The 16,315-nt window shown below is 65.8% G+C and carries 14 protein-coding genes; 8 read left to right on the top strand and 6 right to left on the bottom strand.

Annotation, left to right across the window (positions count from 1 at the left end; genetic code table 11):
• Window positions 1–247 precede the first annotated feature (247 nt).
• Entirely contained in the window at window positions 248–1,378 is a 1,131-nt protein-coding gene (locus AWB81_RS13430) for a purine-nucleoside phosphorylase (protein ID WP_087134961.1), read from the bottom strand.
• Between the two features lie 219 nt (window positions 1,379–1,597).
• On the opposite strand from AWB81_RS13430, the gene AWB81_RS13425 reads away from it, so the two are divergent.
• Both AWB81_RS13425 and AWB81_RS13420 read left to right on the top strand, forming a co-directional pair.
• Entirely contained in the window at window positions 1,598–2,137 is a 540-nt protein-coding gene (locus AWB81_RS13425; RefSeq protein WP_062636044.1) for an SRPBCC family protein, read from the top strand.
• A gap of 160 nt (window positions 2,138–2,297) precedes the next feature.
• Window positions 2,298–2,663, top strand: a complete 366-nt coding sequence (locus tag AWB81_RS13420) for a hypothetical protein (protein ID WP_087134959.1) — start codon at window positions 2,298–2,300, stop codon at window positions 2,661–2,663.
• 39 nt (window positions 2,664–2,702) lie between these two features.
• On the opposite strand, the gene AWB81_RS13415 is transcribed toward AWB81_RS13420, so the two are convergent.
• Window positions 2,703–2,906 carry a hypothetical protein gene (locus tag AWB81_RS13415; protein WP_062636165.1) on the bottom strand — a complete coding sequence of 68 codons (204 nt, stop codon included), beginning with the start codon at window positions 2,904–2,906 and terminating at the stop codon, window positions 2,703–2,705.
• A gap of 180 nt (window positions 2,907–3,086) precedes the next feature.
• On the opposite strand from AWB81_RS13415, the gene AWB81_RS13410 reads away from it, so the two are divergent.
• The 3 genes from AWB81_RS13410 to AWB81_RS13400 all read left to right on the top strand — a co-directional run bounded on the left by AWB81_RS13410 (window position 3,087) and on the right by AWB81_RS13400 (window position 5,844).
• Entirely contained in the window at window positions 3,087–4,649 is a 1,563-nt protein-coding gene (locus AWB81_RS13410) for a sensor domain-containing diguanylate cyclase (RefSeq protein ID WP_062636042.1), read from the top strand.
• Between the two features lie 82 nt (window positions 4,650–4,731).
• The gene (locus AWB81_RS13405) at window positions 4,732–5,595 is read left to right on the top strand and encodes a DMT family transporter (RefSeq protein ID WP_062636040.1); all 864 of its coding nucleotides are present in this window, start codon (window positions 4,732–4,734) and stop codon (window positions 5,593–5,595) included.
• 39 nt (window positions 5,596–5,634) lie between these two features.
• Complete coding sequence (locus tag AWB81_RS13400; RefSeq protein ID WP_062636038.1) at window positions 5,635–5,844, top strand: hypothetical protein; 210 nt, start codon at window positions 5,635–5,637, stop codon at window positions 5,842–5,844.
• 105 nt (window positions 5,845–5,949) lie between these two features.
• Here AWB81_RS13400 and AWB81_RS13395 read toward each other — a convergent pair whose 3' ends face one another.
• On the bottom strand, window positions 5,950–6,384 hold the full coding sequence (locus tag AWB81_RS13395; protein ID WP_159938887.1) for a response regulator: 435 nt from the start codon (window positions 6,382–6,384) through the stop codon (window positions 5,950–5,952).
• Window positions 6,385–6,671: 287 nt separating this feature from the next.
• Window positions 6,672–7,517: an alpha/beta fold hydrolase gene (locus AWB81_RS13390; protein WP_062636034.1), complete on the bottom strand. Its 846-nt coding sequence runs from the start codon at window positions 7,515–7,517 to the stop codon at window positions 6,672–6,674.
• A 431-nt stretch (window positions 7,518–7,948) separates the two neighbouring features.
• On the opposite strand from AWB81_RS13390, the gene AWB81_RS13385 reads away from it, so the two are divergent.
• The gene (locus AWB81_RS13385) at window positions 7,949–9,418 is read left to right on the top strand and encodes a circularly permuted type 2 ATP-grasp protein (RefSeq protein ID WP_062636032.1); all 1,470 of its coding nucleotides are present in this window, start codon (window positions 7,949–7,951) and stop codon (window positions 9,416–9,418) included.
• Window positions 9,419–9,491: 73 nt separating this feature from the next.
• Complete coding sequence (locus AWB81_RS13380) at window positions 9,492–10,484, top strand: alpha-E domain-containing protein (protein WP_062636030.1); 993 nt, start codon at window positions 9,492–9,494, stop codon at window positions 10,482–10,484.
• A 36-nt stretch (window positions 10,485–10,520) separates the two neighbouring features.
• Here the strand turns inward: AWB81_RS13380 and AWB81_RS13375 are convergent, their stop codons facing one another.
• Complete coding sequence (locus tag AWB81_RS13375) at window positions 10,521–11,324, bottom strand: transglutaminase-like domain-containing protein (protein ID WP_062636028.1); 804 nt, start codon at window positions 11,322–11,324, stop codon at window positions 10,521–10,523.
• A gap of 64 nt (window positions 11,325–11,388) precedes the next feature.
• Complete coding sequence (locus AWB81_RS13370; protein WP_087134957.1) at window positions 11,389–12,579, bottom strand: zinc-binding metallopeptidase family protein; 1,191 nt, start codon at window positions 12,577–12,579, stop codon at window positions 11,389–11,391.
• Window positions 12,580–12,780: 201 nt separating this feature from the next.
• Here AWB81_RS13370 and AWB81_RS13365 point away from each other — a divergent pair, with 201 nt between their 5' ends.
• A complete protein-coding gene (locus tag AWB81_RS13365; RefSeq protein ID WP_062636026.1) occupies window positions 12,781–16,260 on the top strand; it encodes a transglutaminase family protein in 3,480 nt (1,159 codons plus the stop codon).
• Window positions 16,261–16,315: the final 55 nt, after the last annotated feature.

Below are 16,315 nucleotides of genomic sequence, written 5' to 3'. Positions count from 1 at the left end.
CCTGGATTGCCGCAGGGGCGAAGCCAGCGCATTGAACGATGCGACTAAACCATGAAAGGCAGTGTAGTGTTCCGCCGGGCGCTTTTGAATACGATTTCTGTAAATGAGGCGCGGCGTGCGGAACCGGCGAAGGACAGCGCAAATTGTCTGTTGAATCAGCGGCGGAATACGGCGCTTTATTTTCTGGTCCGAAGCATTCGGCGGCAGGTGCGGACGGCGGCTGGCGCCGCCGTCTTCGTTGCAAAGATCAGCGCGTCGGCACGCCGTAACGCCATTCGCTCCAGTGCGCGACGATGTCCTGCACGAGCGGATTGCCCGCGCGATAAAGGTTCTCGATAGCGGGCGCGAAGCCGCCCTGCGCCTGGTAGTTGAGGAGATTGTCCCCGGCCGTCTGGCCCTCGTAGGGACGGTCGAAGTCCGATCCCGAACGCAATGCCGCCACCCGGTTCAGGTCGACGCGCCCCGTGCTCGCCGCGCGCTTGAGCGCTTCATACGTGGCGTTGTCTTCCTGTTGCGTCGTGCAGTAGGTGCCCTTGTTGTCGGTGAGCAGCTTGGTCCAGTCGCGCGCCCGCTCGCCGATGTACTTGCCCGACCACCACGTGTCGCCCGCCAGCGTGTCGCACTGGATCACCTTCGGCACCTGATTCGCCGGGGCGTAGCTGAACTTTGCGCGCGCGGCCTGCGCCTCCGGGCTGTCGGAGAGCACGACATTGCGCGACAGCGCGAACGCCGTATGGGCGAGTTTCGCATTCAGCGCGAACACCTCCGTGCGATAGTCGAGCGACGGTTTGTCCGTCGGCGACTTCGTGTTGATGCCGACAAAGCCGCTCGGCCAGCTGTCGGGTTTTTCGCGGGCGTCGATTTCCCACTGGATCCCGAAGTCCACCAGGTACTTCGCCCACGCCGCCGAGCCGACCGTGCCCTGCATCGGATCGATGCCCGCGATGCCCGCGATCATGAAGTAGGTGCGGCGCAGGTCGAACTTGTCGGAGAAGGTGAGCGCCATCAGCGAAGCGGCGGCGTTCGTGTGTCCCATGCCCGTGGTCAGCACGCAGATGTCCTGCCGGTTGCAGTGCACTTCGGGATAGTCCGGCGACAGTCCCGGCACCTTGATCGCCTTCCACGGGCCGAGGCGGTCGAGCCAGACCTGCCCTTCGGGGCCGAACATCGAGATGATCATCACCTTCACGTCGCGGTCGCCGCCGCCGCCGTGATCGCCGTGATGGCCGCCGAAGCGGAAGTCGTCGGAGTCTTGCGCAAACGTTGGCGCACACGCGCCGAACGCGAGCGTGGCGGCCAGCGCGACCGCGCTCCGCGTGGTGAGCGCCGCGTACCGGCGGCGTGGCAGACCCTTCTTCGACAGCGCATTCACATTCATCGGTGGCTCCGTGAGGTTGGAAGCGGGTGCATGAAAGCGGCGCGCGGCGGCGCCGGCCCGGGGTTCGGTCTGTCGAGGCGCCCGGGTCCGGCGATTATATGGGTGAATTAAATGTTTGTAGGCGACCGGACAGGCGGTGCTTTGCGCCGCTCAACCGCGTTGCGCGCGCCGCGCAGAAGTACACTGATCCGATCTCCAACGGGGTGGAGTCGAGGCATCGTGAGGCACCTTCGCGCACGGCTTGCCGGCGTGCTGGCCGTATTTGCCATCGGCATTGCGCTGCTGTTCCTGCCGGCGCCGCGATGGGCCGTGTTCGAAACGCGCATCGTCAGTGTCACGCAGATCGATCGCCCGGCCGGGGTCGTCTTCGATTACGTCACGACGCCCGCGCACTGGCCGACGTGGCATCCGTCGTCGCTCGCGGTGTCGGGCGCGGTCGATCATCCGCTCGACCCGGGCGAAGAGGTGCCCGAAGACTTTCGCGTGGCGGGCAGGTCCGGACGCGCCGTGTGGACGGTCGTCGCGAAGGAACTTCCGCGAAGCTGGATCATCGACGGAACGATCGGCGGGAGGCGCGCCGGGACGGTCGCCTACTCGTTGACGCCGACCGCGCGCCGGACGCGTTTCGAACGCGTGTTCACCTATCGCGCCCCGACGCTATGGTTCGCGATCCTGGACCGGCTTCTGTTGCGCGCCCGGATTCGGGAGGAATCCGGGGAAGCGCTGCGGCGGCTCAAGCGCGCGGTCGAAGGGACGTGACGGTAACGGTGCTGGCGGCGGCGCGCGAGCATCGGTCCACGGCCAGATTTGCGCACGCTCATTCGTGTGGATTTTTTGATGCGGTGTTGTCGGCAGACGACGGGCGCGGCCCGGACGCTGGGCTAAGATCCGTAGACCTCACCAGTGAGAGAGGTCGCACGTGCCGACGGACACCAACGAAATAGAAGCCTGGACGCTGCAACGGGTCATCTCGACAGCGACTGCGCTCGCCGACTCCGGCCAGTATCACGATTACACCGACATCGACTATGCGCTGCGCTTCGAGCATGGCTGGATTCAGGCCCGCGCACTGATCGATGAAGCCGCGATGAGGATGCTGCTGAATCAGCGGTGTGCAAAAGCGCAGGAGGCCCGGGCGGTGACCGAGATGGCGGAGCCGCCGGAGCCGGAAGCATTGGCGGGCGTAATGACGCCGCAACCGGCGCAACAGATCAAGTCCTCCCTCATTCACCGATTGTTCAGTTTCCGCGCCCGGTTTGCCAGACCGGTCGGCGCGGCGGGATAGACGAGTCCCGTCATTTCGCCGAGACGCGCAGGCCGCTCCTTAAAACAGCTGCCCCTCCAGCGGCATCAGATTCACCCACTTCACGGCCGTCTTCCGCTCGACGCCGTCGGCGTGAATCGAGCGGATCATCACGCGTTGCCCGCGTGCTTCGCCGAGCACTTCCGCGATGCGGTCCTGATAACGCACGAGCGCCCCGCGCGGCGGTTTGTGCCGCACGCGGGCGCGTCGGGGTGAAACTGACATGGCGGTGACCGGAAATTGGAACGCGGCCATTATGCACAAGCGTTGCGCACGCTTCCATACGGCGCCCCGCACAAGCGGCAAGATTTGTCCGCATTCAAGAAACGCGCGACCCCGCCGTAAACACGAATAGCGGCGGCTCCGGTGCGGCCAGCAGAACCCACGTCCCAACACGGCCACCGTATGCCAGTCGACCCATCCCTCATCGATTCCATTCTGGCGACGCCGCCCACCGAGGATGGCGAAATCACCGCCGCGATCCGCTCTTCGCTCCTCTCGACCGTTCTCGAAGACAATCGGCCGCTGCTCCTGTCCGGCATCGCCGGGGTGTTCGTCGCGATTGCCGCCGTGCTTCGCCTGCACGAGCTCTGGGCGTTCCTCTGGCTCGTTCTCGACATCTGCCTGCTCGCCGCGCGTCTCGCCGTCGTGCAGATCTACCGCGCGAAGAGCCGCCCCGCGCCGCTTCATCCGGGACCGTGGGCCGCGCGCTACGTGCCGTTTGCGCTGTGCGCGTGCCTGCTGTTCGGCCTTGGCGCGATGGCGAGCGTGATCTCGCGCGATGCCGTGCTCGCCACGCTCGCCATCATGGTGACGGCGGGCATCCTGGGCGGCATCGCGTCGCGGAACGCCGCGCTGCCGCGCCTCGCGATCGCGCAGATCTGCATGGGCGCAGTGCCGATCGGCATCGGCGCCGCCTTCGCCGCCGATGCCGCCTACTGGATTCTCATTCCGCCGCTCTTCCTGTATGTCGGCGCGATGGTATCGGTCGTGCGCCGCCACTATCGCGCGCTCGTCGGATTGATGACGGCGGAGCAGCGGCACGCCGAACTCGCCGCCCGCTTCGACGCCGCGCTCGCCCACATGCCGCACGGCCTGTGCACGATCGACGAAGCCGGCAAGGTCGTCATCGCGAATCGCAAGGCGGCGGAACTCTTCGGCGCGACGGTCGAGATGCTGCGGCTGAACGTGCCGCTGCCGGAATTCATCGGCTACGTGGGACTCGCGAAGTTCGGCGAAACCTTGCGCAACGAACTCGTGCGACGCTGCACCGAATGGCTGCGCGAGGAGCGCGCGCCGCTCGACCTCAAGCTCGCGGATGGCCGCCAGCTCGAAATGACGCGCAATCCGGTGCCTGACGGAAGCGAGGTCGTCATCATCGAGGACGTCACCGAGCGCCGGAAGTCCGAAGCCAAAATTCTGCATTGGGCGCACCACGATTCGCTCACGGGCCTGCCGAACCGCCGCTATCTGGGCGATCACGCGAAGCGGCTCCTGTCGGCGTCGGCGAGCGTGCGGGGACAGCGCGTCGCCGTCATGTACGTCGATCTCGACGGCTTCAAGCACGTCAACGACACGCTCGGCCATAACGCCGGCGACGAAGTGCTGAAGCAGGTCGCGGACCGCCTGCGCAACGTGATGCGGCGTGGCGAACTGGTTGCGCGTCTAGGCGGCGACGAGTTCGCCGTCGTCGCGTCGCAGACGGGCACGTCCGCGAGCGCCGTGCTCGCGCGGCGCATCATCCATGAGCTTTCGGCGCCGTATCCGCTGGCGTCGGGCGGGCGCGCGCTGGTGTGCGCGAGCGTCGGCATCGCGATCGCCGACGCCGGCGAATCGTTCGACGACGTGCTGAAACACGCCGACAGCGCGCTCTACGAAGCCAAGTCGTCGGGCAAGGGCATGATCCGCTTCCGGGAACACGCGCGGGATCGGCAAGCCATGCCGGCGATGAGCGCGGACGAGTCCTGAACGCATCCTCCCGCTGATCCGGTACGCCGCCGCCGCCCGCCAAAGCGGATAGGATCAGCCGGTTCCCGGCGGAGGACAGGACGTGGGCGTGACATTCGGGCTGCTGGCCGCATTTTTCTGGGGCATCACGGATTTTCTGGCGGGCATGTCGGCGCGCAGGATCGGCGTGCGGCGGGCGGTGTTCGTGTCGCTGTGCTTCGGGCTCGTCGTCGTCGGGTCGGTTTTCCTGTCGATGCCCGCGGCGCGCAGCCAGGCCTTTGCCGCGCCCGCGAGCGGCTGGGCGGGCGCGCTCGCGGCGGCGGTCTGCACGCTGTTCGGCTCGCTCACGCTTTCGAAAGGGCTTTCGACCGGCAAGGCCGCCATCGTCGCGCCGATCGCGATGAGCTACGGCGCCGTCACCACCATCCTCTCCGTGCTGAGCGGCGAGCGCCTCGGCGCGCTCGGCGTCGCGGGCATCCTGATCTGTATCGGCGGCGTGCCGCTGACCGCGATCACCCGTGAGGCACCCGTCGTGCGGCATGCCGCGCAGACGTCCCCGGTCTTCTTTGCGATACTGGCCGCTTTGCTGTACGGCGTCGGGTTCTTCGTTCAGGGGCGCTACGCATTGCCGGCACTCGGCACCACGGCGACACTTTTTGTCGGCTACGCGCTCGGCGCGGCGAGCCTCGCGCTGATCCTGACGGTGTCGCGCGGCGAAACCTGGCAGGCGCCGCCCGCGTCTGCGTGGCCGCTGCTGCTCGCGCAATCGACAGCCAGTCTCGCCGCGCTGGGCAGCTTCGCCATCGGGGCGTCGACGGGAGCGGTCGCGGTCGTCACCGTGCTGAGCACGCTATCAGGCGGCGTAACCGCCCTGCTCGGCCTGACCCTGAGCGCGGAGCGGCTGACCGTCCTGCAGTGGACCGGCGTGGCCGCGGTGATCGCCGGGGCGGTCGTGCTGCGGCTTTGAACGCGCTTTGAACGCTATTGCATCGGATCAGGGAGAGTCATGCGGAAGAAGAACGGCGGATTCGCGGTCGCGGCGGTACTCGTCGGCGTCGCGGTGGCGGCGACGCTCCTTATCGCCGGCATCGGACGGTCGTCGAGCCATGCGCAGAATGAGGAGCAGGGTGTCGAACGCACGGCCGCGGGCGTCGTCACGGCCAGCGACGCATCACAGGCGCAGGCGCACGCAGACCCGCAAGCAGGTTCGCATTGACGCCGCAGCCGCAGCCGGCATCGAACGAAGCGGCGAGCGTCGCCCAGCGCAGCACGCGCGCTTCCGACTGAACACAGCGGCGCCGGACTACCGGCGCCGCCGCCGTCACCGCACGGACCCCGGCCCCGGCGCGAAGAACTCATCGAGCAGATCGGTCATCTGCCAGACGGCGCACGGCCGCCGGCAGTGGCCGTCGTAGCCCGCTTCCTTCAACCGCTGGACCGGTTCCTCGGGCAGAAAACTGCTCATCGCGATGATGACGCCGGTCTGATCGCCATTGAGCGCGCGCAGTTCGCGCACCAGCGCGTAGTTGCCGCATCCGCCGATGCGTGTATCGAGAAAGGTGACCTGCGGCTTCCACGATCGAACGATCGTGCGAACCGTGGTGACGTCGAGGGCGAAGTCCGTCGAAAAGCCTTTCAGGGCGAACAGCGAGCTGAGCGATTCGCCGAGCGCCTTGTCGGCATTGGCGACGAGCACCCGCCGCGAGTTCGCCGGAACCCGCTTCTGCTTGCGATTCCACAATGCGTATCGTGCCAAGCTCGGTTCGGACGCGCGATTGTTCACGTTGATCCTTCGTCTTTTCGGGTTGGCGAGTCGGCCCGGGCAAAAGACAGCCCCGCATGCATCGGCCTGGCAAAACGCTGCCCCGCAATGGGGTGCTCATGCACCATGCGAGGGCGTCGTCTGGCAGCGAGACGGCGTGGGGTCCGTACTATTTGGTTAAAACCGGGACTGACGAATCATACCGGCGCATCGAATGCAGTATCCGGGCCAGTGCGCGCATGCCGGTGGCGGGGAGTTGCCCCAATTGCGTGACGCGGTCCTTAACGCGCGTGCTGAAGGAACCCGAGCAGCTCGCCGACGATCGCTTCCGGCGCGTCCTCCTGCATCAGATGACCCGAGCCTTTCACGCGCGTGAGACGCGCCCCGGGAATCATCTTCGATAGCGCTTCGCCCCGTTCGACAGGGATCCATTGATCCTCTTCGCCCCACAGGATTGCGACCGGGCAGCGCAAGTCGCCGTAGCGCGGCTCGACTTCGTCCGTGTAGCGCTGGTCCATCTGCGCGGCCTGGCGGTAGAAGGCCGCCTGACCGGTCTCGCCCGTCCATGGCGCGGCGTGGATGCGCAAGGTATCGGCGTCGAGTTTGCGATGCACGGCGCCCTGCAGGTACGCATCGAGCATCGCCTCATGGATATAGGCGGGCACGCCCGCGAACGCGGCTTCATGCGCGCGGACGTGCCGAACGAACGGCGAGCCCCACGGCGCCACCGCGACCGGATCGACGAGGAGGAGCGACCGGTAATCGCAACCGTTCAGCAGGGCGGCGCGAAGCGACGTCGCGCCGCCGAAGTCGTGGGCGACGACATCGGGCTTCCCGAGTTGCCAGTGATTCAGCAACGCAGCGAGCAAGCGGTTCTGCACGGCGAGCGATACGTCCTGTCCCGCGCGCTGTTCCGACGCGCCGTAGCCGAGCAGATCGAAATAGAACACCTGCCGCACGCGAGCGGCGATCGGCGCGATCCGCCGCCAGACCTGCGAGGAAAACGGCGTGCCGTGCACGAAGACCAGCGGCTCGCCCGCGCCGATCACGCCGTAGCGCACTGACTGGCCGTCGAAGTCGAAGGAATGCGGGAGTGGCAGCGCGCCTGAAAATGCCGATTGCGTCATGGATCGCCTCTGAGGTCGGTCGACTAAGAACGCCAAGCATAAGCGACCCCGCAAAACCCTTAACTGTGCGATCGTGCGTAAATCGCGCCCCGCATTGGTGCGCAGGCGCCAAAACGTGTCGCCCGGCGCGCCATCGAATCGGGCACAACGGGCCTTCCTTTCATGCCGCGCAACGTTGGCGTGGTTGTTGCTTTAACCATCTCGTTCACTTTTGCGCGGCCGCGATGGATTTGCAGGCGTTATGCATCGCACGTTCGCGCTTGCCGCGTGAAGAGACAATGTCCGCACCGCGCGCCGGTGCGGCCGGCGTTCGAACGCTTTGCGACTGTCGCGAACCGCGAGCGACGAACGCCGTGCGAAGGCCGTGCGAAAGCATGCACAGATAAGCCGGGACCGAGCCCGGCAACGCACTTCACATGGAAGACCGGTTTATGACGCAAGCTTTCTTCAACGAAATGTTCGAACGTTCCGACCTCCAGGCGGCAGGCGTTCCGGCGGCGGCGTTTCGTGGCGCGGGCGATCCGCGCATGCATTACCTGGAATTCATGAACTGGTTGAACACGCAGAGCGAGCAGCAGATTCACCTGAAGCGTGCGGAGGCGGACCTGAACTTCAGGCGCGTCGGCATCACTTTTGCGGTTTATGGCAAGGACGAACTGGGCGTCGATGCCGAGCGCACGATTCCCTTCGACGTGATTCCGCGCATCTTCCCCGCTACGGAATGGAAGGCGCTGGAGCGCGGCCTGCGCCAGCGCGTGAATGCGCTCAACCGCTTCATCCACGACGTCTATCACGATCAGGACATCATCAAGGCCGGCATCATCCCGGAAGAGCAGATCCTGAACAATGCGCAGTATCGTCCGGAGATGAAGGGCGTCTCCGTCGTGCGCGACATCTATGCGCACATCGCGGGCATCGACATCGTGCGCGCCGGCCAGGGCGAGTTCTACGTGCTCGAAGACAACCTGCGCGTGCCGTCGGGCGTGTCGTACATGCTCGAGAACCGCAAGATGATGATGCGGCTCTTTCCCGACCTCTTCGCGCGCAATCGCGTGGCGCCGGTCGCGCACTACCCGGACCTGCTGCTCGATACGTTGCGCGCGGCCGCGCCCGCGGGCGTCGACAATCCCGGCATCGTCGTGCTGACGCCGGGCATGTACAACTCCGCGTACTTCGAGCACGCGTTCCTCGCGCAGCAGATGGGTGTCGAGCTGGTGCAGGGGCAGGACCTCTTCGTCGAGAACGATCACGTCTACATGCGTACGACGCAAGGGCCGCAGCGCGTGGATGTGATCTACCGGCGCCTCGACGACGACTTCCTCGATCCGGACGTGTTCCGCGCGGATTCGACGCTCGGCGTGGCGGGGCTGATCTCGGCGTATCGCGCGGGCAACGTGTCGCTGTGCAACGCGGTGGGGACAGGCATCGCCGACGACAAGTCGATCTATCCGTACGTGCCCGACATGGTGCGCTTCTATCTCGGCGAGGAACCGATCCTCAACAACGTGCCGACCTGGATGTGCCGCAAGCCCGATGACCTCAAGCACGTGCTCGCGAACCTGAAGGATCTGGTCGTCAAGGAAACGCACGGAGCGGGCGGCTACGGCATGCTGGTCGGGCCGGCGTCGACGACGGCGGAGATCGAGGCGTTCCGCACCGTGCTGGAGGCGAATCCCGACAAGTACATCGCCCAGCCGACGCTCGCGCTCTCGACCTGCCCGACTTACGTCGAAGCCGGCATCGCGCCGCGCCATATCGACCTGCGGCCGTTCGTGCTGTCGGGCAACGAGGTGCGGATGGTTCCGGGCGGACTCACGCGCGTGGCCTTGCGCGAGGGGTCGCTCGTGGTGAATTCGTCGCAGGGCGGCGGCACCAAGGATACGTGGGTACTCGAGCGCTGATGCGAAGAGACCATCGCTCGCGACATCCGTCGCAACTTTCAACAAGAGTCGAACAAGAGGACCGGGAGCACCCATGCTGAGCCGTACCGCGGATCATCTCTTCTGGATGGCGCGCTATACCGAGCGCGCCGAAAACACAGCCCGGATGCTCGACGCGAATTACCAGTTGTCGCTGCTGCCCCAGTCCGACGAATACGCCGAACTGGGCTGGCGCGCGATGCTGTCGATTTCCGAACTCTCCGGCGTCTATGCCGCCGGGCATCAGGGCATGAAAAGCCGCGACGTGATCGACTTCATGGTTCGCGACCTGTCGAACCCGTCGTCGATCCTGAGCTGCCTGCGCGCGGCGCGCGAGAACGCGCGGGCGGTGCGCAGCTCGACCAACAGCGAACTGTGGGAGAGCCTCAACACGACGTGGCTCGACGCGCAGCGCCTGATCGCCGACGGCATTCTCGAGCGCGACCCCTACGAGTTTCTCGAATGGGTCAAGTTCCGCTCGCATCTGTCGCGCGGTGTGCAGCTAGGGACGCTCGTGAAGGACGACGCGTTCTGGTTCATGCGTCTGGGCACTTTCATCGAACGTGCCGACAACACCGCGCGCATTCTCGACGTGAAGTTCGAGATGCTGGAGCAGCGCGCGGATACGTCGGCGCAGCCCTTCGACTACTACCACTGGACCGCGGTGCTGCGTTCGGTGTCGGGCTTCGAGGTGTATCGCAAGGTGTATCGCGATGTCGTTACGCCGGAGCGCGTCGCGGGCCTCTTGATCCTGTACGGCGACTGGCCGCGCTCGCTCGCGGCGAGCATCGCGGAAGTGCAGCATCTGATCGGCAAGGTGATGAACGGGCGCAGCAGCGAGACGGCGCGGCTGGCGACACAACTGTGCGAGGAACTGAAGAACGGACGCATCCAGGACATTCTGCAGGGCGGCCTGCATGCGTATCTGGTGAGTTTCCTCGCGCGTGTGAACGACCTCGCGAGCCACGTCAGCCAGGACTTCCTGCTGCCGCTCGCGCCGGAACCGGGCGAGCCGCCTGGCAGCCAGAGCCAGACGCAAACGGCATGAATGGCATGAACACTTGCCGCGTGGGTCCGGCGTGCTTCACTCCGGTTCGCAGACGACGAAGAAGTTGCTGAGAATCGTCGGCCCGAAGGTGTTGCTGATCGCGACATCGGCGGCATCCCGGCCGCGCGCCATCAGGATGCGGCCGGTGCGCGGCGCGTTGTTGCGCGGGTCGAAGGTGTGCCACGTATTGCCGAGGTAGGCCTCGAACCACGCGCAGAAGTCCATCGGCGCGTAGGGCGGCGGCAGGCCGACGTCGCTGATGTAGCCCGTGCAGTAGCGCGCCGGAATGTTCATCGAGCGGCACAGTGCGACGGCCAGATGCGCGTAGTCGCGGCACACGCCGGCGCCGTCTTGCCAGGTTTCCCAGGCGGTCTTGGTCGGGCGCGCGCAGTTGTAGTCGAAGCGGATGTGGTTGTGGACGAAGTTGCAGATCGCCTGGACGCGGTCGCGGCCGAGCGGCGTGTGACCGAAGGTCTGCCACGCGACTTCGGAGAGCAGGTCGGTTTCGCAGTAGCGGCTGCCGAGCAGGTACACCATGCATTCGTCCGGGAGTTCCTCGATTGCATGCTGATAGCCGTTCGTCTCCGGTATCTCGTGGTGCGGCGGGACCTCGAAGACGCCGCGAGCCGAAAGCGTCAGCTTGCCCGCCGGCGCGGTGAGCCGCGTGCAGAGATTGCCGAACGAATCGCGGTACTGGCGTAGCGGCACGAGCGGATCGGTATAGATGTGATCCGGCACGAGCATGTCCTGCGCGCGCGAGTAATGGGTGTTCAGCATCAGCAACATCGGTGTTGGCTGCGCGCACTCATACATCAGGTCGTAACCAACGCGGAGTCTCATCGGAGGTCCTTTCTCGGTGATGCAGCAATGGAGCGGCGAAGGGTATGGCAGGCCACAGCCGGTATCAAGCAACTGCCGTTCCACCGGACGGCGCGGGCGCGCTCTTGTCATCCGGCAGAGCGTCGGCGGGTTTCGCAGGTGCCGGATCTGCGCTGGACGCCCCGGGTTCGCTGATCTGTTTCGGGATGGCTTCCTGCGTCGACCCGGCGCTCGCGATCACGCGGTGTACGAAGCGCAGCTTGTCGATCACCTTCGGCGCGAGCGTGAACGGATAGGCATCCGCGAGGCCGAGGCTGCGGTTCAGGCTGTTGAGCGCATAGGTCAACGGGAACCAGCGCTTCATCAGGTTATCGAAGCTCTCGCTTTCGATCGGCGAACTGTCGGTGAGCGTCGGCTCGTTCTTGTCGTCGGGTTTGAGTTCGAGGCCGCAGTTGGCCGCCGTGTCGATCGTGTCGACGATGTGCAGGTAGTGCGCCCATGTCTCGGCCCAGTCCTCCCAGGCATGCGTGGTCGCGTAGGCGCTAACGTACGACACGTCCCAGTCGACGGGCGGGCCTTCTTCGTAGTGCGACTGGAGCGCGGTCTGGTAGTCGGTGCGTTCGTCGCCGAAGAGGGCGCGAAACGGCTCTTCCCATTTCGAACCGGTAACGAGCCGGTCGAAATAGTAATGGCCGATTTCATGGCGGAAATGCCCCAGCAAGGTGCGATAAGGCTCGCCCATCTCCATGCGGGTCTTTTCGCGATGCGCGTCGTCGGCTTCGGCGATGTTCATCGTGATGAGGCCGTTGTCGTGGCCCGTCAGGACTTTCTCGCCGACGCCGCCGTCTTCGAGGAATTCGAACTGCAGGCCGGTCTCGGGATTGTCCTTGCGAGATTCGACGTGCAGTCCGAGCGCGGCGAGGGCATAGAGNAGCCGCCGCTTGGCGGTTTCGAGCCGGTACCAGTAGACGCGGTTCTCCGGAACCGACAGGTTCGGAATGGTGTGGGTGAGGCTGCAGGCGGGGCACAGCACGTCGGGCGAATCGGCGGGAAGCATCCAGTTGCAGACGTTTTCCAGTGCGTAGTTGTTGCACTGTTTGTACAGCGCGCCGTCCGCCGATTCATGCAGGTTGCGCCACGTGCCTTCTTCGGCGGGTTCGAACGCGCAGACTTCCGCGAGCGCGGGAACGTAGCCGAGCAGCGCGGCGCAGGACTCGCATTTCACGTTTTCGAAGAAGACGTGTTGTTGGCATCGGTCGCAATGAAACGTTTTCATGGTAGACAGTCAGGTGGGTGCGGGACTATCGGAAGCAGTGAGCAAGCGACGTGCCGCGATTCACAACACGAAAGGCCGGCGGACGTCCCGGCCATACGACTTTGTTCAATCGGTAAATTGTCTGCTGCATGATGGGACGTACAATCCGCGAAGTCGGCAACGGCCTCGTTGCCGATCATCTCATTCGAAGAGGAGCCAGGTGTGTCAATCCGCGTCGCGCTGAACCACATCACGCACTACCGCTACGACCGCCTTGTCGCGCTCGGCCCGCAGGTCTTGAGGCTGCGGCCCGCACCCCATACCCGCACGCCAGTGATCTCGTATTCGATGCGGGTCGAACCGGCCGATCACTTCGTCAACTGGCAGCAGGACGCGTTCGCCAACTATCAGGCGCGCCTCGTCTTCCCCGAGAAGACGCGCGAGTTCAAGGTCACGGTCGACCTGGTCGTCGAAATGGCGGTGTACAACCCGTTCGACTTCTTCCTCGAGCCGAGCGCCGAGGAGTTCCCGTTCAAGTACGAGCCGCACGTCGAGACGGAACTCGCGCCGTATCTCGTGAAGGGAGAGCTGACCCCGCGGCTCAAGGAGTTCGTCGAGAGCATCGATACGACGCCGGCCGGCACGACCAATTTCCTCGTCGCGCTGAACCAGCGGTTGCAGAGCGAGATCGCCTACATCATCCGCATGGAGCCCGGCGTGCAGACGCCCGAGGAGACGCTGGAAAAGGCGCTCGGCTCCTGCCGTGACACGAGCTGGCTGCTCGTCCAGACGCTGCGGCATCTCGGGCTCGCTGCGCGCTTCGTGTCCGGCTACCTGATCCAGCTCGCACCGGACCAGCGCTCGCTCGACGGCCCGAGCGGCACCGAAGTCGACTTCACCGACCTGCACGCATGGTGCGAGGTCTATCTGCCGGGCGCGGGCTGGATCGGCTTCGATCCGACGTCCGGACTGCTCGCGGGCGAGGGGCACATTCCTGTCGCGTGCACGCCGGAACCGGGCAGCGCCGCGCCGATCTCGGGCGCCGTCGACAAGAGCGAGGTCGAGTTCGAGCATCTGATGTCGGTCGAGCGCGTGCTGGAAACGCCGCGCGTGACGAAACCGTACACCGAGGAAGTCTGGTCCGACGTGCTCGCGATGGGCGCGCACGTCGATCAGCGCCTCACGGACATGGACGTGCGCCTGACGATGGGCGGCGAGCCGACTTTCGTCGCCGTGCGCGACCGCGACGCTGCCGAATGGAACACCGACGCGCTCGGGCCGACCAAGCGCGGCTATGCGGTCGGTCTGATGGACAAGTTGCGCGCGCGCTATGGCGTCGGCGGCTTTCTGCATATCGGGCAGGGCAAGTGGTATCCGGGCGAGCAGTTGCCGCGCTGGGCGATGTCGCTGTACTGGCGCGCGGACGGCCAGCCGGTCTGGTCCGACCCGACGCTCTTCGCCGACGAACGCGATCCCGGCGCCTATACCGCGGAAGACGCGCACCGCTTCATCCTGCATCTGACGAACAAGCTCGCGCTCGACACGAAGCACGTCCAGGCCGGCTACGAGGACACGTTCTACTACCTGTGGCGCGAGCGCAAGCTGCCGGTCAACGTCGACCCGTTCGAATCGGAACTGGACGACGAACTGGAGCGTGTGCGTCTGCGGCGCGTGTTCGACGCGGGTCTGGCGCGAGTGACGGGTTACGTGCTGCCGATCACGCGCGAGCGCGACATCCCGATGCAGCCGCCGCACTGGGTCAGCGGCCCGTGGTTTTTCCGCGATGACCGCATGTACCTGATCCCCGGCGATTCGCCGATGGGCTATCGGTTGCCGCTCGACTCGCTGCCGTGGGTGAGCGCAGGCGACTTCCCGTACCAGCATCCGGTCGATCCGTTCGGGCAGCAGGCGCCGTTGCGATCGGCGACGGAATTGCGCATGCAGTACGGCGGTGGAACGCTCGCGGCCGGCGTGCCGGGCGCGGTCGAGACGGCGGGCTGGGCGGGCGTCGGCGGCCTGGGAGCCGGGACGGGAACCGGAGCAGGCACAGGAGCCGCGGATCCTTCGGCCGCGACGGCGTCGCGCGAGCCTGCGCGGGGCGAGTCCGCCTCGTGGATTCGGCGCACGGCGCTATGCGTCGAGGCGCGCGATCCGGCGCGGGCGGCGGGACCGAAGGTCGAAGCCGAATCGTTCGGCAGCGGCCACAGCCTGCTGCATGTCTTCATGCCGCCGCTCACCGAAATCGACGACTATCTGGACCTGCTCGCCGCAGTCGAAGCAACGGCCGCCGAACTCCAGATGAAGGTGATCATCGAAGGCTATCCGCCGCCGCGCGACCGACGGCTGAAGCTGCTTCAGGTGACGCCGGACCCGGGCGTGATCGAAGTGAACATTCACCCGGCATCGAACTGGGACGAACTCGTCGACCATACCGAATACCTGTACCAGTCGGCGCACGAGACCTATCTGAGCACCGAGAAGTTCATGACCGACGGCCGTCACACCGGCACGGGCGGCGGGAACCACTTCGTGCTCGGGGGCGCGACACCCGCCGACAGCCCGTTCCTGCGGCGGCCGGACCTGCTCGCGAGCCTGATCGCGTACTTCATCAATCATCCGTCGCTCTCGTATCTGTTCTCGGGGCTTTTCCTCGGACCGACGAGCCAGGCACCACGCGTCGACGAGGCACGCAACGACCAGCTCTACGAACTGGAGATCGCGTTCAACGAACTGCAGCGGCAACTCGACCTGCTAGGCGGCCGCGACAGCGCGAAGCTGCCGCCGTGGCTCGTCGACCGCACGCTGCGCAATCTGCTGATCGACGTGACCGGCAACACGCACCGCGCCGAGTTCTGCATCGACAAGCTGTATTCGCCCGATGGCCCGACCGGCCGTCTGGGTCTCCTGGAACTGCGTGGCTTCGAGATGCCGCCGCACGCGCGCATGAGCCTCGTGCAGCAGTTGTTGTTGCGCGCGCTCGTCGCGCGCTTCTGGGAGAAGCCCTACACGACGCGTCTCACGCGCTGGGGTACGGAGCTGCATGACCGCTTCATGCTCGGCTCGTTCATCAAGATGGACTTCGAGGACGTGATCGCCGACATCAACGCGTCCGGCTTCGCGTTCGACGCCGCGTGGTTCGCGCCGCACTTCGAATTCCGCTTCCCGCTGGTCGGGACGGTCCACTCGAGCGGCATCGAACTGACGGTGCGCAACGCGCTCGAACCGTGGCACGTGATGGGCGAGGAGGGTGCGCCGGGCGGGACGGTGCGTTACGTGGATTCGTCGGTGGAGCGGCTCGAAGTGCATGTGCTCGGCCTGAACAGCAACCGGCATGTGGTGACGGTGAACGGCGTGCCGCTGCCCTTGCAGCCGACCGGCCGCGCAAGCGAGCACGTCGCGGGCGTGCGCTTCAGGGCGTGGCAGCAGTCGTCGGCGCTGCATCCGTCGATCGGCGTCGATGCGCCGCTCACCTTCGATGTGATCGATACATGGAACAAGCGTTCGATCGGCGGATGCCGTTATCATGTGTCACATCCGGGCGGCCGCAACTATGGCACGTTCCCGGTCAACGCCTACGAGGCGGAGAGCCGGCGGCGCGCACGCTTCTTCAAGAGCGGCCACACGCCGGGACGCATGAACGTGGGCGAGCCGCAGCGCAGCCTCGAATTTCCGTTCACGCTCGACCTGCGCCGCTGGCGATGACGTCAATGTTGAAGTCGCCGCGCTCACCCGATTACTAAAACTACACCTGGTTCAA

The organism is Caballeronia arationis (assembly GCF_001544975.2).
Classification (GTDB): domain Bacteria; phylum Pseudomonadota; class Gammaproteobacteria; order Burkholderiales; family Burkholderiaceae; genus Caballeronia; species Caballeronia arationis.
Note: the sequence above shows the minus strand (reverse complement) of the source record. Positions and strands in the feature narration are given on the sequence as shown.